An 18,682-nucleotide genomic window follows, 5' to 3' on the forward strand; every position below is an offset into this window, starting at 1 on the left:
CTTCACCTCTTAGATAGTACAAGACCTTGCCGCTTCGGGCAAGGCCTTCTTCTTCTCCTTAAGGTACGCCTCTACACGCCTATGGTTCAGTCTGCGAGTGGCTGGCACAGCCGGCAGCCGGGGCAGATATCGACGCGGCCGGCAAAGACGTCGTGAATCGTGGCCACGAGTTCCTCTGTGACCCGCTGTGATCCCAAGTGAAGGGTGATGTGCGCAGGTGAAAGGGCAATCAAGGTGCTGATCAGCAGGTCCCCATAGTTTAGATCTTCCTCCGGCACCGTCCGTTCCGGGAGTTCTTGCCTCCGCAGCGCCCGGTTTTCGGCGTCAAACAGCTCAAACCGATCGCCCTGCTTCAGTACCACCTGCACCTCCGGCAGCTGCGGGCCCTGTAGGTCCACAAAATAGCGCAGCAGGCGAATAAACTCCTGGTATTCCTTTTCCACCACAAAGTCGTCCGCTGCCCGGCTCACCACTTCGCGTAGTTCCTCGCGGTACTCGGAAAGGCGGAAACGAATAAAGCCTTCCAGCACCAGGAAATCAGAAGTTTCCAGGTATTCCAAAAGCTTCTTCGCTATTTGTCCCCGCCGCCGCAGGTAAGGTGTCCCCTGCCCTTGATTCCAGGTTTCCCCCAGCTTTCTGAGGACCATTTGGGCTATTTCACGGCGTTCCTCCCCCGAAAAGTGGCGGCACTCTTCCCGTACCAGCTCGCGCACCAGGGACTCTTCCCAGTGGTTAAGGATCACATCTGCCAAGGCATTGGCGATAAAGTAGCGCAAGACAAGTTGAGCCTCACCAGGAGGCAGTAAGGTGCGGGTGTTTATATCGCAACCCAGGAAGGTCTGGTTGCCGTAGATGGACTCGCTCAGGCTGACATCCAGCCCTTCCCGCTTAAGCTGCAAGAGTTCCTCTGTCAATCGCTGGCGTACGGCGGCGGGGTGCTCTGTCGTGGCGATGTTGATGCTGTGCCTCATGTCGACACCCCTTTCGGTTATTATTATATGTGCCCCCCATTGGGCCTATACAAAGCGAAAAGCGCAGCCCCAAGCTGCGCTTAAGTACTCTGGTGCGCACTAGAGGGATCGAACCTCTGGCCCCCTCCGCGTCAAGGAGGTGCTCTCCCGCTGAGCTAAGTGCGCCGATCACGTTTTTATTATATGAGCTCCGCTGCCAAAAGTCAAGGGAAAAAGCGGGGTGGTGGCCGTGGCGCTTAGTCCAGCTCATCCGCCTTCTGCAAGAGGACGGCGATGCTGTCCATGATGCGCTGGGAAAGAACCTTAACGCTGGTACGGTCCTTTGGGTTAAGGTCGCTCCCGTCCACCGGCGGCCCAAAAACCACGCGCACCGGCCCCCGGCCGCGCGTGCCGCGGATCCCGGCCGGCACCAGGCGGGCGCCGGTCCGGAGCGCCAGAAGCGCCGCGCCTTCTTCCGCCTCGCCCAGTTCACCCGTTTTACTGCGCGTCCCTTCCGGAAAGATGCCCAGCACCTCCCCGGCCGCAAGCACAGCGAGAGCGCGCTTAATGACCCGCCGATCGGGCACACCGCGCTTGACGGGAAAGGCTCCCAGTCCGCGCAGCAGCCAACCGAAGGCTGGAATGCGAAAGAGTTCCTCCTTAGCCATGAAGTACACTCGCCTGGGAAAGGCCACCCCAAGAACGGGCGGGTCCAAGTAACTCACGTGGTTGGCGACCACGATCAGCGGGCCGTCGGCCGGGACCAGTTCGGCCCGGTAAACCCGCAACCCGTAAAACAATCTAAGAAGTAGGCCGCATATGAATTTGCCCACCCAGTATAACAGTTCGGCTCCTCTCCTTTCGCCAGCACCGGTCACAGGCAGGGGCGCCGGCCGGGGCCGCTTCAGCGCCCCGCGCCGCCCTGGCGTTGGCGCACCAGCGCTATGATGCGCGCCACCACCTCTGCCGGAGTAAGGTCACTGGTATCGATGATGTGGGCATCGGGGGCCGGCCGAAGCGGCGCCAGGGCCCGCTGCTCGTCCTCCCGGTCGCGGCGCAGGACCTCCTGCCGCACCGCCTCCGGGGTAAGCTGAAAGCCGCGCTCGCCCAGCTCCTTCAGCCGGCGCTTTACCCTTTCCCCCAACGACGCCGTGAGGAAAACCTTCACATCGGCCGCCGGCAGCACCACCGTGCCGATGTCGCGCCCGTCCATCACCACCCCGCCCGCTGCCCCTAAAGCCTGCTGCCGGCGGGTAAGCTGGCGGCGTACACCGGGCACCTGGGCCACCCGCGACACCGCCGCGTTAACCGCCGGCGCGCGCAGCGCAGACGTTACCTCCTCCCCGTCCAGGAAAACAGCTTGTCCGCCGTCGGGCCGGCTTTTGAGCTCAATGCGCGCGCCCTGGGCCAAACGGCTTAAGGCCTCTTCGTCGTCCAACGGAACCCCGCAGCGCAGGGCTTTTAAGGTTATCGCGCGGTACATGGCGCCGGTGTCAAGGTACAGGTACCCCAGGATCTGAGCCAGCTGACGGGCCACCGTGCTTTTGCCTGAGCCCGCCGGCCCATCGATGGCAACCTGCAGTTTCTTCATTCCCGGTCCTCGCTTTCGCACGCAGCTATGTCGGGGCGCAGCGCCCGGGCGCCGCGTAGATAAACGAAGCTGAACGCATTTTGCGGCCGCTCGCTGTTCACCAGGAGCAGGATGCGCAGGCAGCGCGGAATACTGCCCGGGACCGGAATTTCCCGGCAACAAAAAAGCGGCACCTCCTGCCAGCCCAAGGTACGGGCCGCTGTGGCGGGAAAGGCTGCATCCAGGTCGTCCGTCAAGCTGAAAATGGCCGCCGCGATATCGGGCACAGCCAGGCCGTTTCTTTTGACCAGTTCAGTAAGAAGCTCCTTTGTCGCCTCCAGAATGGCCTCCGCAGTGTTTGCGGCGCAGGTGGTGGCTCCTCGTACGCCCCGTAGGGCCATCGCTCGCTCTCCCCTTTCCCTTTGCTCCTTCGCCTGCGGCGGCATGGTATAAAGCTGCCACCTCCCCGGCCGTCAAAGGGCGAAACCGGCCGGCCGGGAGCCTTCCCAGCGGCAGCGGTCCCAGGCGCCGGCGAATGAGCCGCTCCACCGGAAAGCCCACTGCGGCCAAAAGCCGCCGCACCTCGCGCTTGCGCCCTTCCACCATGGTCACCGCCAGTCGGCTGCCGCCTGTCCAGGTCCCCAAAACCTCAACAGCTTGGACCCGCGCCGGGCCGTCCTCCAGAAGCACACCGGAAAGCAGGGCTGCAAGGTCCTCTGGCCTGGGTTTGCCGTGCACCCATGCTTCGTAAACCTTTTCGACTTGGAAGCGCGGGTGGGTGAGAAGATAGGCTAGGCGGCCATCGTTGGTGAGGATGAGCAGCCCCTCGCTATCGATGTCCAGCCGGCCCACGGGAAAAACCCGCTCCCGCGTGCCCACCAGATCGAGAACGGTAGGACGCCCCTGGGGATCGCGGACGGTGGTCACGTAACCGCGCGGTTTGTTGATGAGAAGGTAAAGGCGCCGGGGGGAAGGGAGCTTTTTCCCCTGCACGGTGATCGTGTCCCGCTCCAAGTCGGCCTTGGCACCGAGCTCCGTCACGGTCTCGCCGTTCACCTGTACCAGACCCTGGGCGATAAGCTCCTCGGCTCGCCGCCGCGAAGCCAGCCCGGCCTGTGCGATCAGCTTTTGCAGGCGCTCTTGCACTCCCCTTCCCCCCAGCCCTCTTACTTCAAAGGACGGGCGTAAATGCCCTCCAAGCCGGCATCCTTAACCCGCCGGAACACTTCGGCTTCCTCGGTGCAGTAAAGATTCTTTTCGCGCATGAGCTGGAAAAATCCTGCTCCAGAAAAACTATAGCTGCGGCTGCCCGGACGACCCGCTGCGAGGTCGGCCGTGATTTGGGCGATCAGTTCGCCGCTGGCCAGCGTGCGCGGCAACACCAGGAAGTCCTTGTTCCTGGCCCCCCGCACGGCGTTGTGTCCCGCCAAAAGCCCGGTGGTGATGGCTTCCGTATGTCCCACCGCCGGCCCCTGCTTCTCCCCACCGACAAAGACGTTGGCCAGGCCGGTGACCTTGAGCGCGTTGTCCCGGTAGGCCATGGCCAGAAGCCGCATCGAGTTCCCTTTCCCGGCGGCGTATGGGTCGGCAAAACGGGCCTCGGCAAAGCCCGGCAGACGGCGCAGGTACTCGAGGGGAAAGAAAGGAGCCATGAGTTTAGCATGCCCCGTATCGAGCAGAATGATATTGTTCGCAAAAGCCGGCAGTGCATACTGCTGGCACACCTTCATCTTCAGCTTCTGCGGGCGGACGAGCTCAGAGGGAAGCGGTACCTCCACCTTGCCGCTGGCCTCGAGCTCGGCGCGCAGGTCGGGTGCAAGCGATTCTTTGACCAGCTTGCAGGACCCGCTCATGGCGCCGTAGGTGCCGTCCGGCTTCACGAACGGGTATTCGCTGCCGCCCGCCAGCGCCACCAGCGAGGTGCGCGGCCCAAAGGCCGGGCAACGCTGGATGCAGAGCGCGCAGCCCTGCCCGTAGCGCAGGCAATTGCCCATGGGGCCGGAAGTCCCCGTGGCGTCCACAAAGCTGTCGGCGTAAAGCACGGTGCCATCTTCCAGGATAACCGCCCGGACACGGTCTCCTTCTTTCTTCACCCCGGCGACCCGGCTTTGGGTGCGGATGGTAACGCCGCGCGCCGCCAGGAGGCTGCGGATGGCAGGCTCTGCTTTCAGCACGTCATACAGGCAGGCATGGGCGTGACCGGGGAAGCTCAGGTTCCGGTGACGGTAGATGCCCTCCAGGGCGGCAAAGATGGCCTCCCCGCCCAGTGCCGTGGCTTCCAGCGCCGCCGTCCGCCGCCCGTTGTTCATCATGATGCCGCCAACCAGGCCGGCTCCCAGGAGCATGTCCGTCCTTTCCAGGAGCACCACTTCCGCCCCCGCCTGCTTGGCGGCCAGGGCCGCCGCGCAGCCGGCCCAGCCGCCGCCCACCACGATCACCTTGACCACCGAATTTTACCTCCCCTCCGACTGATACTGTGCCTTACAGCGCGGGACACGGCGCCGCTTTGCGGTAAAGACGACGCAGCTTCCGCACAGCCCCTCGCCGCAGCACATGACCGCGTTTTGGGACGTCACCAGCGGCGCGGCCGCGCCCTGCTCCTGGAGCACCCGGGCCACTCCCCGGTGCAGGGCATCAGGGCCGCCGCTGAAAACCACTTCCGGCTCCTCCTTAAGCCACTGACTGAGCGTCGCCAATCCCTCGCGGCGCAGGCTGCTCACCTCGTTAACCTCGACGCCCAAGGCGCGCAGCAGGTCCGCCGTGTAATTTAAGCCGGCCCGCCCGGGGGCCAGGCAGGCCCGCACCCGGTTGCCACCCCGCAACAACTGCCCGGCCACCGAAGCTGCCGTCGATTGACCCACTCCCCCGGCAATGATGAGGCCCAGGCCGTCCCGCACCCGCTTGAGGATCGCCAAACCCTGTACGCCGTTATAAAACGGGCCTTTCACCACTAGGTGCGACGCCGGCTTGACTAAAAAGCGCGTTTTAGGGCCGTCGACGTAGACCACCACCCGGACCTTCTCCCCACGAACCTCCACCACGCTTACCGGAACCCACGCCTGGGGCGGCAGTTCCAGGGCGCGGAGCAGCAGAAAGGCCCCCGGGTTTACCAATTCCCGTGCCATTTCCGCTTGCAGCATAAGTTCGAGGCAAAACAAGTTGGGTGCCAGCTCTGTTCGTGTCACCTCCACTTCTTCTTCCTGTCGGCTCTTAACCGCGCCGCGTGCCCAGCGCTGATTCAGATAGCTGCAGGTGCCGCTCCAGGAACACTGGCAGAAATCTTCCCCCCTGAGCAGCGAACAGGCGATGCACTCGCCGCTTTCCGCCAGGTAACACGGACAATAGGCGCTACCAGCGTCGACGCAGAAGAGGGACCACTCCGCCGCCTGCTCCATCTTCACCCCTCCTTACAGCTCTCTCCTAGGCTATGAAAAGCGGCCGGAGATGGTGCCTTAGCACACCTGTAAAGAGGAGCGAATACTATAACAGCAAAAACCACCCTGTCACAGCAGGAGGTGACAACCTTTGCAACTGGGGATTGAGTTTGTGACCCTGACGCCCTTGGCGCTGAAGGTCCCGGCCTGGTTCGAGCTGCTCCTAAGCGCCGGGCAGCAGGTGGTTCCTGAGTCCTTTGGCAAGGACGAGTACATGTACCCGGTGCATTTGCCCGCCCACGCCCGCATCACTGCTACGGGACGCAAGTGCCTCTTTTTAAACCACCAGAAGGTCTCCGCAACCGCCTACCAGGCCGGCCCCAGCGAGCCGGTGGAGCTACCGCCGCTTGAGCCGGCGGCACACCTCATGTTGTTCATCGCCACCTCCTTGAGCCTGACGCCGCGCGAGCTGGCCCGCGCGTTCGGCCTGAACCTGGTAACGCCGGCGAAAGAGCACCGCATCGCCCTCAAGGAAGAGGCCATCGAGCCGAGCGGCAACGGCAAGTTCGTCATCAACCTGTCCGCCCTCCTTCAGAGCACCGCCTCTCCCCTGTCCGCCTGAACCGCCCTTGGGACTTCCCGCCCAGTGGGACCCGGCAGCGCGCTTAGCCCCAGAGCAGGCGGGCGATGAAGACGGCGGCGCCGATGCCGGCAACGTCGGCCATAAGCCCCACCGGCAGTGCATAGCGGGTGCGCTTTACCCCTACCGAACCGAAGTAGACGGTGAGGATGTACAGGGTTGTGTCGGTGGCGCCCTGCATGGTGGAAGCCATGCGCCCGAGCAGCGAGTCCGGCCCGTAGGTCTGCAGGGCATCCGCCATCAGGGCAAAGGAGGCGCTGCCTGAAAGGGGCCGGGCAAGGGCGAGGGGGAGAAGCTCGGGTGGGAGCCCCAGGGTGGCCAGGGGGCCGCGCAGCGGTGCCAGGGCAATATCCAGCAGGCCGGAGGCACGCAATGTGGCGATGGCCACCAGCATACCGACCAGGTAAGGGATCAGCCGCACCGCCAGCTCGAAGCCTTCCTGAGCGCCGGCCAAAAAGGTCTCATACACCTTGACGCCCCGGCACCAGCCCGCCACCAGCACCAGAAGGACAAACATCAGGACGGCGGCGTTGCTGGCCCAAAGCAAAGCAGCAGCCATGATCCCCTTCACCTCTTCCAGCGCGAACGGAACAGCCGATCGGCTGCAACCGCCACCACCGTGGCGGTTAAGGTGGCGAGAAACGTCGGACCGACAATCACCGCCGGCGCCGACGATCCAGCCGCGGCCCGCGCTGCGAGTACCGCGGTAGGAACCAGGGTGACACAGCAGGTGTTAAGCGCCAGGAAGGTACACATGGCCGGCGTCGCTTCTTCGGGGTGCGGGTTCAGCTCCTGCAGGCGTTGCATGGCCTTAAGCCCCAGGGGCGTCGCCGCGTTGCCCAAACCGAGCACGTTGGCGGCGATGTTCATGAGGATCGCCCCTTCCGCCTGGTCCCCCTTGGGCACACTGGGGAAAAGGAAGCGGAAGAGCGGTGCCAGTACCCGGGCCAGGCCGCGGACCAGTCCGGCCTCTTCGGCGATGCGCATCAGCCCGAGCCAAAACGCCATGGCGCCGACCAGCCCCAGGGCCAGTTCCACTGCCTCGGCCGAGGCCTGCATCAGCGCCAGGGTCACCGCCTCGGAACGCCCGTTTACGAGGGCCAGGCCGAGGCCGCCGACAAGAAAGGAGAGCCAGAGCACATCGAGCATCTTCCCACCCCTTACATGCCTTCTCTTTTCATGGCTATGATGGGCCGGCAAGGGGCAGAACAACGAAGAAAGGAGGCCGACGGCCTCCTTTCGTGCCTGCTCTATCTTCGCCCTTGAGGGCTGTACTCCGGTGACGGTTCATGGTCACTTCCCCGGTAACGGGAACGGCCACGCCCGTTTTCTTCTTCCGTATCTTCGCGCGGGCGCTTGGTTTTCAGGCCGCCGACCAGGGAATCCAGGTGCTCGAGCACCTGCGGTGCCAGGTCGATCAGGCGGTCGTAAAGGGCCCGGCTGTCCACCGGCAGGAGCCGCACCTGCCCTCCGCCCACCACCACAAAGGCCACCGGTTGCACACTCACCCCGGCACCGCTGCCGCCGCCAAAAGGCAGGGCGGCTCCAGCCTCCCCACCCTGGCCGCCGCCCCGGGGTTCGTACTCCCCGCCGCCGGCGGCAAAGCCCAGCGAGACCCGAGACACGGGAATGATCACGCTGCCGTCCGGGGTCTCCACCGGGTCCCCGACCACGGTGTTGACATCCACCATGTCCTTGATGCTCTCCATAGCCGTCTTCATGAGGCCCTGAATAGGATGTTCGGCCATCCTTCTTTACCCCCTCGCCGCTTTCGTTCTGCCTGCTCTTGCCACAGGTATGTAAGGGCGCGTGCAGCAACACTTATAATATGAGTCACAGGCACAGCGGCTATGCACTTAAGATCCACCTCCAGGCAGCCGCGCGCAAACTCGGGTTCCAGCTGGATGCGGATGCGGCTGCGCCGCAGCACCTGCTGCGCCAGCGCCTGCGCCAGCCCCAGGCCGCTCCAGATGAGGCCACTCGCAAAACCGGTGGCGGCGGCGTCCCCGGTGCCAAATCTAATCCAGCCTTCGGCCTCGAGCTCGAGCCGCTGCAGCAAGCCCGCAGCCAACCGGAGCAGGAAACGCGTGTCCGCTAAACGCACCCGGGCGCCCCACCGGCGCCCACCCAGGCGCGCGCTGGGCTGCCCCCCGCCCGCACCCGGCCGCCAGGTGTAAAACGGCAGCCTGATCTGGCACCGGCGTACCTGCCAGAGCAGGCCGAGGCGCAGTGCGAATTCTTCCTGCGGACAGGTGCAGTAAACCAGTTCGAGCCGGATGCGCGCCGCCAGGAAAAGTATGAACAAAAGGAGGGGGGCCACCCCAAAATACCCGTAAGGCAACCCGCCTCACCCCCCAGCCTTTTGCCTATTCTTTCCCTTCTGCGTGCGCTCATACAAAAAGCCCGGAAGAATTATTCCGGGCTTTTTGCTTGCGGGTGGCTTTCTTTTGGGGGGCGGCCTTCACTTGTTGCCGCCGCTTCCGGCAGCGGGGGCAGGTCGCCTAAGCTCTTCAGGCCCAAGCTGCGCAAAAAGGCCGGTGTGGTTCCAAAAAGAACGGGCCGGCCCGGCCCCTCCTTGCGGCCCACCGCCGTTATCAGGCCCCGCTCTTCCAGGGTAAAGAGCACCTGGTCCACCCGGACCCCGCGCACCGCCTCAATCTCCAGCCGGGTGATGGGCTGGCGGTAGGCGATGATGGCCAGGGTTTCCAGTGCCGCCTGGGAAAGGCGTGGTCTCTCCGGCGGCTGCAGCAGGCGGCGGATGTAGGGGGCAAATTCAGGCCGGGTAAAAAGCTGCAGACCGCCCGCCACCTCACGCAGGACCAGGCCGCGCCTGCCCTCCGCCAGCTGGCGCCTAAGCTCCGCCAGCGCGAGCTCGGCATCCTCGACCGAAAGCCCGACCGCAGCCGCCAGCTCGGAAACGGAAACCGGCCGGCCGGCGGCAAAAAGCAGCGCCTCCAGAAGAGCCGTCACTGATTCGAGCTGCACGTCTCACCCTCCTGCCGCGCCACGATGATTTCCCCGAACCGCTCCTTTTGCCAGACCCGCACCCGCTCGCGGTGCCAAAGCTCCAAGAGGGCCAGAAAAGCCGGCACTACGCGGCCCGGGCGCGCCCTCCGGCCCAGGTAACGCCGGAACTCCATCGTCGGCACCTGCCGCAGGCGCCTGAGGAGCCGCTTAAGCTCCTCCTGAACCGTGGGCGTATCAGGGATGATGGTGACCGGAGCCGGCGGCTTGAAGAGCGGGGCCACACGGGCCCAGGCGGCTGAAAGCACCTCCGGGTCAAGCTTCAGCTCCGGCCGCTCGGCCCGGGCCTCGCCCAGCTCCGCGGCGCCAAGGCCCGGTGAAGGGAAAAAGTTCGTCTCCTCACTCAGGCGGCGGGCCAGCTCCCGCGCTGCATCCCGGAAAGCCTTGTACTCACGCAGGTGGTCCACCAGCTGCTCAGGGCTTTCCTCTTCATCCTCCTCCGGCGGCGCTTCGGTCGCCGGCAGCAGCATGCGGGCCTTCAGCACCAGGAGGCGGGCCGCCATCACCAGAAACTCCCCGATGGCATCCAGGTCGGTCTGGCCGGCGGCCGCCTCCACGTACGCCAAATACTGGTCCACCACCGCAGCCAAGGAGATAGTGCAGATGTCAAGTTCCCGGGCTTCGATTAAGTGGCAGAGGAGGTCGAACGGCCCGCTGAAGTTCTCCAGCCTAACCTCGTACGCCACGGCCACGTACCTAAACCTAAAGGTCGCGCAGGTTCATGGCTTCCCGGGCTTCCTCGACGGTACGGGCCGCCACCAGGCGCGCCCGCCGTGCCCCTTCCCGGAGGATATCGCGCACGTCGTCCGGGTGAGCCGCAAGCTGCTGGCGCCGTTCATGAATGGGCGCCATCCGCTCGGCGATCACATCGGCCAGCCGCCGCTTGCATGCCACGCAGCCGATGCCGGCGCTCTTGCACTCCTTTGCCACCGCTTCGTGGGTGGCAGCGCTGAAGGCCTTGTAGAACTGGTAAGGGACGCAAACCTCCGGGTGCCCGGGATCGGTCTTTTTGATGCGCTCAGGGTCGGTGACCATCTGCGCCACCTTGGCGCGGATTTCCTCCGGCGAGTCCGACATGCGGATCTCGTTGCCGTAGCTCTTGCTCATCTTGCGGCCGTCGATACCGGGCAGCAACGCGAACTTGGTAAGCTTAGCCTGGGGCTCGGGAAAGACCTGTTTCTGGTAGAGGAAGTTGAAACGCCGGGCAATCTCCCGGGCGATCTCCAGGTGGGGCAGCTGGTCCTCACCCACCGGAACCGTGTCGGCCTTGTAAACAAGGATGTCGGCGGCCATCAGCACCGGATAACCCAAGAAACCGTAGGTGGCGATGTTGCGGCCTTCCAGCTGCTTGAGCTGTTCCTTGTACGTCGGCACCCGCTCGAGCCAGGAGAGCGGGGTGACCATGGAAAAGAGTAGGTGCAGTTCGCCATGTTCCTTCACGTTGGACTGAACAAATACGGTGCTCTTCTCCGGGTCAATCCCGGCGCTCAGCCAGTCGATGGCGATGTTCAGAATGTTATCCTGCAGCTCAGCTGTATCCTCATAGCCTGTCGTCAAGGCGTGCCAATCAACGATGGTGAAGTAACACTCGTAATCCTTTTGCAGCTCCACCATGTTGACCACAGAGCCCAGGTAATTGCCCAGGTGGAGTCGCCCCGTCGGGCGCATGCCGTTGAGAACACGACCTTTCATCCCTCTCATCCCTTCGCGTAGAGATTTGGCTGCTTCAAAAGCGCAGCAGGATACGATACAGGAAGCCAAACACAATAAGGTCGGTCACGCTGTACAAAACCTGGTACAACCAGGAGGCAAGCGGTAAGAGGATTATGCTGGTCAGGCCCAGGTAAAGGAGCACGATAAGGATTACCGGGCCGTACGGCTCCCAGCGCGCCAGCTCATAGGCTGTGCGGCGCGGCAGCAGCTCCGCCAGCACCTTTGAGCCGTCCAGAGGCGGAATCGGTATTAAGTTAAAGACAGCCAGAAAAATATTATACCACATGGCCAGCTCCACAATGCTGGCCAGGCCTTCGTTGAAGAGCAGCACCTGCAGCTTAAGGAGAATTAAGAGGACAAGCGCCGTCAGGACGTTGGCCCCCGCTCCAGCCAGGGAGACGAGGATCAGGCCGGCCCGGCGCGGCCGCAGGTAATTGGGGTTTATCGGAACCGGCTTGGCCCAGCCGAAGCGCACCAGCCAGAGCATTAAGAGCCCTAAAGGGTCCAGGTGAGCCAGCGGATTAAGCGTCAGCCGCCCGTAAGCGCGGGGCGTGGGATCACCCAGCGCATCCGCCACCTTCGCATGGGCATACTCATGTACCGTCAGCGCCAGCAGCAGGGCCGGAATGCGAAAGATCATGTCGCGGGCAAGCCACATACGTACCTTCCTTCCTCTTTGTCCCGCGGCCCGGCCGGTCCAGTCGCGCTTCATCGCCTGCGCGCCGGCGCCTTTCCCGGCGTGCCACTTAAGGGAAATTATAGCACAACCAAGGGGCGAAAAAAAGCCAGAACGGGGCCGGTCCCCGTCTGGCTTGCGCATTCGTTTCAGCGCACCGCCCGCAAAGACTCCTGCTCACGCCACGCGGCGGGAATGCGGTCGTTGCGCACCAGGTCCGCCAGGCTTTCCCGCTGGACCACCACAGAGGCCCGGCCATCGCGGACAAAGACCACCGCCGGGCGGGCCAGGCGGTTGTAGTTGCTGGCCATGGAATACTGATAGGCCCCGGCCGTAAAGACGGCGATGAGGTCGCCCGGCTCCAGCCGCGGCAGGTTAATGTCTTGGATGAGTACATCGCCCGACTCACAGCACTTGCCGGCAATGGTCACCACCTCGGCCGGCAGGTGATTCGCCTTGTTGGCCACCAGGGCGCTGTAGCGCGACCCATAGAGGGCCGGGCGCGGGTTATCGGCCATACCACCGTCCACGGCGACGTAGGTGCGCACGCCCGGGATTTCCTTGCGCGCCCCTACCCGGTAGACAGCAGTTCCCGCCGGGCCGACGATGGAACGGCCGGGCTCGAAGATCACCTTCGGCAGGGGAAAGCGCTTCTCCTGACAGTAAGCCTTGAGGGCCGCCGCGATGGTATCGATACAGGCGGCCGGGCTCACCGGGGCATCGTCGTCGCTGTAGTACACCCCCAGCCCTCCGCCCAGGTCCAATTCCTCGAAGGTAAGGCCGGTGAGGCGCCTCACTTCGCCAAGAAAATCGATCATCACCTGGGCCGCTTTAACGTAGCCATCAAGGGCAAAGATTTGCGAACCGATGTGACAGTGCAACCCTCTAAGATCCAGGCGGCTCTTCGTTAGAGCCTCCTCCACTGCCGTAAGCGCCTGACCGTTTTCCAGCGTAAAGCCGAATTTGGAATCCAGTTGGCCGGTCTGAACGTAAGCGTGGGTGTGCGCCTCAATCCCGGGCGAGACCCGGAGGAGAACACTCACCCGCTGGTGCAGCCGTGCCGCCACTTCTTCCAGGAGGTCGAGCTCGTAAAAGTTATCGACGATGATGCGCCCCACCCGCGCCCGCACTGCTTGCTCCAGCTCGGCCGGGCTCTTATTGTTGCCGTTGAAGTAAATGCGTCCCGCCGGAAAGCCCGCCGTCAGCGCCGTGTAGAGCTCGCCGCCGGAGACCACATCCAGGGCCAGTTCCTCTTCCTCGGCCAGGCGGCACATGGCCAGGGTGCAAAAGGCCTTGCAGGCGTAGGCCACCTCGGCCCGGGGGAAGTTCGCCTGCGCCGCCTTGCGCCAGCTGCGGCAGTTGGCGCGGATGAGCTCTTCATCCATGACATAAAGCGGGGTGCCGTACCGCGCTGCCAGGTCCGGTACAGGCACACCGCCGATCTCCAGATACCCTTGCCCGTTTATCCGGGCCGTCCCCATAAGCTTCATTACGTCCGCCTCCTCGCTTGTTTAACCCTCCGCTGGGGAGTAAAACTAAACGAGAAAGCGGCCTTTAGCGGAACGGGACACTCTCATCCCTGGCTACCCCCTTTCCGTGAGATAGCGCTCCACCGGCAGCCACGGTAAACCGCCGGTGACAGTCCCAGACTTGTTCAGCCTGGGCCCAGCCGGGAAGCCGGCGCCTCTTCCCTGCTTCGGCGACGGCCCCTTTCCCCCGCCTTCCTCGCTGCCCTGCTCGAGCGGGTTACTCTTGGCCCTCGCGCCTCTACCCCACCTCAGCCGAGATGAGGTGCTAAAAGTTTGCGCTTATCATAACACGCCCCTGTCCCCGCTGTCAACGCCGTGCGGCGCCGTAACATACATTTTACCTGCCGGCGGCCTCGCCGGTGAGGCTCCAGCGGCCGCAGCGGTCGCCCCAGCGCGCCAGCACCCGGTCGCCGGCACGAATCTCCACCACCTCGCACTGGTTGGCGCAGCCGCTGCAGGAGCGGCTGGCCACCTGAAAACGCCAGCGGCTCACGTCAAAGCCCTGGAAGCGGGAAGGGCTGCCGTCGGCCACGGCCCGGCGGGCCAGCTGGGCGGCCCCCAGCGCCCCCATGACCGCGTGGTGCGCCGGTACCGTGACCGCCCGGCCCAGCGCCTCTTCAAAGGCCCGGCGCATGCCCACATTGGCCGCCACGCCGCCCTGAAAAAGAATAGGGGAGCGGATTTCCTTCCCTTTAGCCACGTTGTTCAGGTAGTTGCGCACCAAGGCCTGGCAGAGCCCGGCCACGATATCCTCCACCGGGTGTCCCAGCTGTTGCTTGTGAATCATGTCCGACTCGGCAAAGACAGCGCAGCGGCCGGCGATCCGTACCGGGTTGGCGGCTTTCACGGCCAGGCCGCCGAACTCCTCGATGGGCACGCCCAGCCGGGCCGCCTGGCGGTCGAGAAAGGAACCCGTTCCGGCCGCGCAGACGGTATTCATGGCAAAGTCCACCACCACGCCGTGGCGGAGGATGATGATCTTGGAATCCTGGCCCCCGATCTCCAGCACCGTCTGCACGGCCGGGACCTGGCTCAAGGCGGCCACCGCATGAGCGGTGATCTCGTTTTTCACCGCATCGGCGCCCACCATGGCCGCCGCGAGCTGCCGCCCGCTGCCGGTGGTACCAACACCGGCGATGCTGAGGCGCGCAGGGATTTCCCGCTCCACGCAGGCCAGGCCCTCCTGCACGGCCCGGATGGGATTGCCGCGGGTCCTGAGGTAAAGGCTGGTGAGCACTTCCCCCCCTTCGTCTAAAAGTACCAGGTTGGTGCTCACCGAACCGACGTCAATGCCGAGATACGCCTGCAAACGCTGTTCCTCCTTCTTTCTGCCGGCGCCGGGCGCACAGGAGGTCGCAGAAGGCCTCCAGCCGGGTGCGCACCCCTACCTCACTGGCATGCTCATCCAGCATAAAGGTGAGGACAGGAATACCCACATCCCGGCTCACCTTGGGCAGGATGCTTTCCGCCACTATTTCCGGCATGCAGGTGAGCGGCGCCAGCTGAATAACCCCGTCAAAACCGGCGCGGGCGTAACGCACGGTCCAGCTGATGCTTTCCAGGCCGTGCCCGCCGACAAAGTGGCCCAGGTAGGGCGCAGCCAGGCGGTACTCTTCCCGGTCGTCCCTGAGGTGCAGGGAGTGTAGCACCAAGTTGGTTTTCACCCAGTCGCTGAGGTAGATGGAGCGCTCCACGATAGCGCCCATTTCCCCCAGCACGCGCTCCAACTCCAGGTTCACGGCCGGCTCCAGCACCGTGTAAATCTCGCCCACGATCCCGATGCGCAGCGGGGCCTCGCCTTCCCGGCGAGGCAGAGCCTTAAGGAGTACCTTCCCCCGGCGGGCCGCCTCCTCCACCTCCGGCACGCTGCCGGCTTCATCCACCTGGTCGAGAATCCTTTGCCACGCCCTGGTGGTGGCCCCGCGCTCACCTTCCTGCGCCCGCGCCCGATGCACCTCGTGTTCCAGTTCGTCCAGGACGGTCAGCTTGCGCCAGGCCAGCCGGCCGGCCCGCCAGATCTCCCGCAGGCCGGCCCCGCCGGTGATGTCGCGCAGGCCCTGCCAGAGTTCCCGCCAGTGGCCCTGCGGGGGCTCCAGCACCACCATGCGCAGATTTACTCCCAGGTCGCGCAAGATTTCCTGCTCCACCTGGGCGTAATAACCGAAGCGGCAGGGTCCCACCCCGCCGGCCATCACCACGGTATCCGCCCCTTTGCGGGCCGCCTCAAGGAAGTTGCCCACGTTCACCTTGAGCGGCAAACAGGCGAACTCCGGTGCATAGCGCGTCCCCAGGCTCAGCGTCTCCCGGCTGACCGGAGGAGGCACCACCACCTCCACCCCCAAGGCCGTAAAAAAAGCGCGCAGCGGGATATAGATGTGCCCCATATGAGGAAAAGTCACCTTCACGACGCGCCCCTCCATTCGATCATGTCCAGGAAAGCCTCCACGCGGGTCACCAAACCGCCTTCACCCGTGTGCTCATCCAGGGTTAAAAGGAGAAAGGGTAAGCGTCCCCGGCGGTGGGCGCGGCGTTCCAGGAGCTCGCCCACCAGGGAGTCGGGGCCGCAGCCGAAGGACACCACGTGGATGATGCCGGCGACACCGCCCCCGCGCAGGTAGTGGCCGCCTGCGCCTAGGATGAGCCGGCCCAGGCTCCAAAAGAGCGACTTGGGAAGCCGTGCCGCCTCGGCGGCGATGAGCCGGCTGGGCAGCATCTCCGCGGTAAGCACGCGGTAACCCCGGCGCTTAAGGCGCGCGATGAGTCCCATGTTGACAAACTCGTCGAAGACGTTGTAAGGGTGTCCCAGCACCAAGAGGGTGCCCTTAACCGGTGCGGCCGCTGCTTCCGGGGCCACGCCTTCCTCCTCCAGGGGTGCCCTCCCCTCACCCAGGCGCACCAGGTAACGCGCCTGTTCGCCGGCGGCCGCCCGCCAGGCGGCCCTGGCGTCCGCAACCGTAAAGCCCAGCACCCGGGCCGTATTAAGCAGGCTGTTCTCCCAGGCCCGGCGCCCCAGGCGGGCGTTCAACGTGGGCCCGAGCACCGGGGGGAGCTTCAGGCCGGCATGGCGCAGCATGTCCGGCAGGCCCATGAGCTTAGGACAGATGTAGGTTCCCGGCTCGGCGCTCACCAGCCGCGGCACGAAAAGATAATCCACCCGGGGAACCAGCTGGAGGGTGTGGCCGTAGAACACCTTCACCGGCAGGCAGGCCTCGGGGACGGCCGCCAGGACTCCCTGGTTGAGGATCTCCTTGGTGGTGGGCGGGGAGGTCACCACCTCCACACCCAGGCGCTGCCAAAAGGTCAGCCAGAGCGGGTGGTAGTGGTAGTAGAGCAGGGCGCGCGGTATGCCCAGCCGCATTCTCAGCTTCACCTCTTCACGTGTTATCAGCGCGGGGCGGGAGCCGGTCCGGGTCCTGGGGATGCAGGGCCCGCGGCCGGAACCTTTTCACGGGGATGGGGCGGCGCAATAAAATATCCCAGAGGGCCGCACCGTCCCAGGGCAGGAGCGGCCAGAGGTAGGGAACATTAAAGGATTTGGTAGCCGTAAGGAGGATAAAGAGTCCGATGAGACCGGCGGCCAGCCCCGTTCCTCCCCAGGCACCCACCAGTATGAGCAGTGCCAGCCGGCAGAGCCGGACGGCCATGCCGAACTCGTAGCTGGGGGTAGCGAACGTCCCCACCGCGGCGATGGCCATGTACACCACCACCTCGGGTATAACCAGCCCGACCTTGGACGCAAAGTCGCCGATCATAAAGGCGGCGATGATGCCGAGGGCGGTGGCCAGGGCGCTGGGCGTGTGAATGGCGGCCATGCGCACAAGATCAAGGCCTAGTTCCGCAAAGACAAACTGGAAGAAAAGGGGCACCTTCCCCAGCTTCTGCGGCCCGATAAACTTGAGGGCCGCAGGCACAACCTCGGGGTGGAGGGCAAAGAGCAGCCAGAGCGGGGTGACGATGAGCGACGCGGCCACGCCGAAGAAACGCACCCAGCGCAGGTACGCTCCCACCAGCGGGTTCTGCCGGAATTCCTCGGCGTGCTGCACATGGTGAAAGAGCGTGGCCGGGGCGATGATGGCGCTGGGTGAAGTGTCCACCAGGATCAGCACGTGTCCTTCAAGAATGTGCACGGCGGCCACGTCGGGACGTTCGGTGTAACGCACCTCGGGAAAAGGGTTCCAGGTGCCCAGGGTAAGAAATTCCTCAACCGATTTTTCCGCCATGGGCAGGCCATCGATATCGACGGCCTTGAGGCGCTCCTTAATGAGCTTAACCAGTCCCGGGTCCGCAATGTCTTTGATGTAGACGACGGCAATATCGGAGAGCGACCGCTTTCCTGCCTGCTGCAGCTCCACCCGGAGCTTGGGGTCACGAACGCGCCGGCGGATGAGAGCAGTATTGAAAACAAGCGTTTCGGTGAAACCGTCGCGCGAACCGCGCGTTACCCGTTCAATATCCGGCTCTTCCGGGCCGCGCGCCGGGTACTCGCGCGCGTCAATGACGATGGCCTCCCGCTGCCCATCGATAATGAGGGCCACGGGCCCGGCCAGTACCTGCTTGGGGATGTCCTCCAGGGAGTCAACGGTGTCAACCTCAATGTAACCGATGTACTGCGCCAGCAGTTTTTGGATGGGTTGCGGAGCGACCTTGTCGGGTGTAAGACCCTGCAGAATCTGCAGCAGCCGCAGCAGGACCTGGTCCTTGGCGAAGCCATCCACAAAGATCAGCGCCGCCTCCCGCCCGGCCACCGTCAAACGCCGGGAAACAATATCGAAGCTTTCCTCAAGGCCGAGTTCGGCCTCGAGATAAGCAAGGTTGTCCTCGAGCTTCCGGGCCAGCTCCACCCTCGTCCCCCCTAGCCCTTCGGGTTAAAGAGGAGCGCCATGGCAAAGCCGAAGAAAACCGCCGCTGCGATGCCCATACTGGTGTTCTTAAACACCCCGCTTAAGATCCCCACGGCACCCTTGGCATCGATTTCCTCAAACACCCCGCTCACAATGGAATAGCCGAAACCGGTGAGCGGAATGGTTGCTCCCGCTCCCCCCACCTGCACGAGCTTTTCGTAAATCCCCAGCCCGCTGAGCAGGGCGCCCAGGGAGACAAATAGAACCAGTACGTGGGCCGGCGTCAACGGTGTCAGGTCCATCAGGAGTTGGCCCACAGCGCAAATGGCTCCTCCCACCACAAAAGCCAGTAGGTACTGCACGGT

The 18,682-nt window shown here is 64.3% G+C and carries 22 protein-coding genes, 1 tRNA gene and 1 riboswitch; of the genes, 1 reads left to right on the top strand and 22 read right to left on the bottom strand.

All coding sequences use genetic code 11. The features are described from left to right. Window positions 1-86 precede the first annotated feature (86 nt). The 8 genes from ytxC to K5554_RS10420 all read right to left on the bottom strand — a co-directional run bounded on the left by ytxC (window position 87) and on the right by K5554_RS10420 (window position 5,915). Entirely contained in the window at window positions 87-971 is an 885-nt protein-coding gene (ytxC, locus tag K5554_RS10385; protein ID WP_221038407.1) for a putative sporulation protein YtxC, read from the bottom strand. A 90-nt stretch (window positions 972-1,061) separates the two neighbouring features. Next, window positions 1,062-1,136, bottom strand: a tRNA-Val gene (locus K5554_RS10390). Between the two features lie 71 nt (window positions 1,137-1,207). Further along, window positions 1,208-1,750: a 1-acyl-sn-glycerol-3-phosphate acyltransferase gene (locus K5554_RS10395; protein ID WP_255565374.1), complete on the bottom strand. Its 543-nt coding sequence runs from the start codon at window positions 1,748-1,750 to the stop codon at window positions 1,208-1,210. 104 nt (window positions 1,751-1,854) lie between these two features. Further along, the gene (gene cmk / locus K5554_RS10400) at window positions 1,855-2,541 is read right to left on the bottom strand and encodes a (d)CMP kinase (RefSeq protein ID WP_221038408.1); all 687 of its coding nucleotides are present in this window, start codon (window positions 2,539-2,541) and stop codon (window positions 1,855-1,857) included. Next, a complete protein-coding gene (aroH, locus tag K5554_RS10405; protein ID WP_221038409.1) occupies window positions 2,538-2,921 on the bottom strand; it encodes a chorismate mutase in 384 nt (127 codons plus the stop codon). Before aroH ends, cmk begins: the two co-directional genes overlap by 4 nt. Next, window positions 2,833-3,666 carry a pseudouridine synthase gene (locus tag K5554_RS10410; RefSeq protein WP_221038410.1) on the bottom strand — a complete coding sequence of 278 codons (834 nt, stop codon included), beginning with the start codon at window positions 3,664-3,666 and terminating at the stop codon, window positions 2,833-2,835. The genes aroH and K5554_RS10410 overlap by 89 nt, the downstream gene beginning before the upstream one ends. 20 nt (window positions 3,667-3,686) lie before the next feature. Next, the gene (locus tag K5554_RS10415) at window positions 3,687-4,967 is read right to left on the bottom strand and encodes an FAD-dependent oxidoreductase (protein WP_221038411.1); all 1,281 of its coding nucleotides are present in this window, start codon (window positions 4,965-4,967) and stop codon (window positions 3,687-3,689) included. Between the two features lie 6 nt (window positions 4,968-4,973). Next, window positions 4,974-5,915 carry a hypothetical protein gene (locus tag K5554_RS10420; RefSeq protein ID WP_221038412.1) on the bottom strand — a complete coding sequence of 314 codons (942 nt, stop codon included), beginning with the start codon at window positions 5,913-5,915 and terminating at the stop codon, window positions 4,974-4,976. A gap of 130 nt (window positions 5,916-6,045) precedes the next feature. Here K5554_RS10420 and K5554_RS10425 point away from each other — a divergent pair, with 130 nt between their 5' ends. Then, entirely contained in the window at window positions 6,046-6,516 is a 471-nt protein-coding gene (locus K5554_RS10425) for a hypothetical protein (RefSeq protein ID WP_221038413.1), read from the top strand. A gap of 43 nt (window positions 6,517-6,559) precedes the next feature. On the opposite strand, the gene K5554_RS10430 is transcribed toward K5554_RS10425, so the two are convergent. From K5554_RS10430 to spoVAE, 14 genes are all read right to left on the bottom strand, one after another. Further along, window positions 6,560-7,093, bottom strand: coding sequence for a spore maturation protein (locus K5554_RS10430; RefSeq protein WP_255565375.1), 534 nt, complete (start codon window positions 7,091-7,093; stop codon window positions 6,560-6,562). Window positions 7,094-7,101: 8 nt separating this feature from the next. Then, window positions 7,102-7,683, bottom strand: coding sequence for a nucleoside recognition domain-containing protein (locus tag K5554_RS10435; protein ID WP_221038414.1), 582 nt, complete (start codon window positions 7,681-7,683; stop codon window positions 7,102-7,104). Between the two features lie 101 nt (window positions 7,684-7,784). Further along, window positions 7,785-8,282, bottom strand: a complete 498-nt coding sequence (ytfJ, locus tag K5554_RS10440; RefSeq protein WP_221038415.1) for a GerW family sporulation protein — start codon at window positions 8,280-8,282, stop codon at window positions 7,785-7,787. Continuing rightward, entirely contained in the window at window positions 8,252-8,839 is a 588-nt protein-coding gene (locus K5554_RS10445) for a DUF2953 domain-containing protein (protein ID WP_221038416.1), read from the bottom strand. Before K5554_RS10445 ends, ytfJ begins: the two co-directional genes overlap by 31 nt. Before the next feature lie 107 nt (window positions 8,840-8,946). Then, the gene (gene scpB, locus K5554_RS10450) at window positions 8,947-9,519 is read right to left on the bottom strand and encodes an SMC-Scp complex subunit ScpB (RefSeq protein WP_221038417.1); all 573 of its coding nucleotides are present in this window, start codon (window positions 9,517-9,519) and stop codon (window positions 8,947-8,949) included. After that, window positions 9,501-10,250, bottom strand: a complete 750-nt coding sequence (locus K5554_RS10455) for a ScpA family protein (protein WP_221038418.1) — start codon at window positions 10,248-10,250, stop codon at window positions 9,501-9,503. Before K5554_RS10455 ends, scpB begins: the two co-directional genes overlap by 19 nt. 10 nt (window positions 10,251-10,260) lie before the next feature. After that, a complete protein-coding gene (trpS, locus tag K5554_RS10460; protein ID WP_221038419.1) occupies window positions 10,261-11,250 on the bottom strand; it encodes a tryptophan--tRNA ligase in 990 nt (329 codons plus the stop codon). A gap of 34 nt (window positions 11,251-11,284) precedes the next feature. Next, window positions 11,285-11,929: a site-2 protease family protein gene (locus K5554_RS10465; RefSeq protein WP_221038420.1), complete on the bottom strand. Its 645-nt coding sequence runs from the start codon at window positions 11,927-11,929 to the stop codon at window positions 11,285-11,287. Window positions 11,930-12,096: 167 nt separating this feature from the next. Beyond that, a complete protein-coding gene (gene lysA, locus K5554_RS10470) occupies window positions 12,097-13,437 on the bottom strand; it encodes a diaminopimelate decarboxylase (RefSeq protein ID WP_221038421.1) in 1,341 nt (446 codons plus the stop codon). Between the two features lie 104 nt (window positions 13,438-13,541). After that, window positions 13,542-13,725: riboswitch (Lysine riboswitch) on the bottom strand. Between the two features lie 88 nt (window positions 13,726-13,813). Next, on the bottom strand, window positions 13,814-14,785 hold the full coding sequence (locus tag K5554_RS10475; protein WP_221038422.1) for an acyl-CoA dehydratase activase: 972 nt from the start codon (window positions 14,783-14,785) through the stop codon (window positions 13,814-13,816). Continuing rightward, on the bottom strand, window positions 14,763-15,881 hold the full coding sequence (locus tag K5554_RS10480; protein ID WP_221038423.1) for an acyl-CoA dehydratase activase-related protein: 1,119 nt from the start codon (window positions 15,879-15,881) through the stop codon (window positions 14,763-14,765). The genes K5554_RS10475 and K5554_RS10480 overlap by 23 nt, the downstream gene beginning before the upstream one ends. Next, a complete protein-coding gene (locus tag K5554_RS10485; protein ID WP_221038424.1) occupies window positions 15,878-16,834 on the bottom strand; it encodes an acyl-CoA dehydratase activase-related protein in 957 nt (318 codons plus the stop codon). The genes K5554_RS10480 and K5554_RS10485 overlap by 4 nt, the downstream gene beginning before the upstream one ends. Window positions 16,835-16,850: 16 nt before the next feature. Continuing rightward, entirely contained in the window at window positions 16,851-18,317 is a 1,467-nt protein-coding gene (locus K5554_RS10490; RefSeq protein ID WP_221038425.1) for a spore germination protein, read from the bottom strand. A gap of 11 nt (window positions 18,318-18,328) precedes the next feature. Then, complete coding sequence (spoVAE, locus tag K5554_RS10495) at window positions 18,329-18,679, bottom strand: stage V sporulation protein AE (protein WP_221038426.1); 351 nt, start codon at window positions 18,677-18,679, stop codon at window positions 18,329-18,331. Window positions 18,680-18,682 lie beyond the last annotated feature (3 nt).

The sequence above is a fragment of the Gelria sp. Kuro-4 genome (assembly GCF_019668485.1).
Lineage (GTDB): Bacteria > Bacillota > DTU030 > DUMP01 > DUMP01 > DUMP01.

What these genes read in the sequence shown, in the direction of transcription:
- aroH (WP_221038409.1), bottom strand. Translation starts at nt 2,921, where the DNA reads ATGGCCCTACGGGGCGTACGAGGAGCCACCACCTGCGCCGCAAACACT.
- lysA (WP_221038421.1), bottom strand. Translation starts at nt 13,437, where the DNA reads ATGAAGCTTATGGGGACGGCCCGGATAAACGGGCAAGGGTATCTGGAG.
- K5554_RS10485 (WP_221038424.1), bottom strand. Translation starts at nt 16,834, where the DNA reads ATGCGGCTGGGCATACCGCGCGCCCTGCTCTACTACCACTACCACCCG.
- trpS (WP_221038419.1), bottom strand. Translation starts at nt 11,250, where the DNA reads ATGAAAGGTCGTGTTCTCAACGGCATGCGCCCGACGGGGCGACTCCAC.
- ytxC (WP_221038407.1), bottom strand. Translation starts at nt 971, where the DNA reads ATGAGGCACAGCATCAACATCGCCACGACAGAGCACCCCGCCGCCGTA.
- cmk (WP_221038408.1), bottom strand. Translation starts at nt 2,541, where the DNA reads ATGAAGAAACTGCAGGTTGCCATCGATGGGCCGGCGGGCTCAGGCAAA.
- K5554_RS10465 (WP_221038420.1), bottom strand. Translation starts at nt 11,929, where the DNA reads ATGTGGCTTGCCCGCGACATGATCTTTCGCATTCCGGCCCTGCTGCTG.
- ytfJ (WP_221038415.1), bottom strand. Translation starts at nt 8,282, where the DNA reads ATGGCCGAACATCCTATTCAGGGCCTCATGAAGACGGCTATGGAGAGC.
- K5554_RS10435 (WP_221038414.1), bottom strand. Translation starts at nt 7,683, where the DNA reads ATGCTCGATGTGCTCTGGCTCTCCTTTCTTGTCGGCGGCCTCGGCCTG.
- K5554_RS10430 (WP_255565375.1), bottom strand. Translation starts at nt 7,093, where the DNA reads ATGGCTGCTGCTTTGCTTTGGGCCAGCAACGCCGCCGTCCTGATGTTT.
- K5554_RS10420 (WP_221038412.1), bottom strand. Translation starts at nt 5,915, where the DNA reads ATGGAGCAGGCGGCGGAGTGGTCCCTCTTCTGCGTCGACGCTGGTAGC.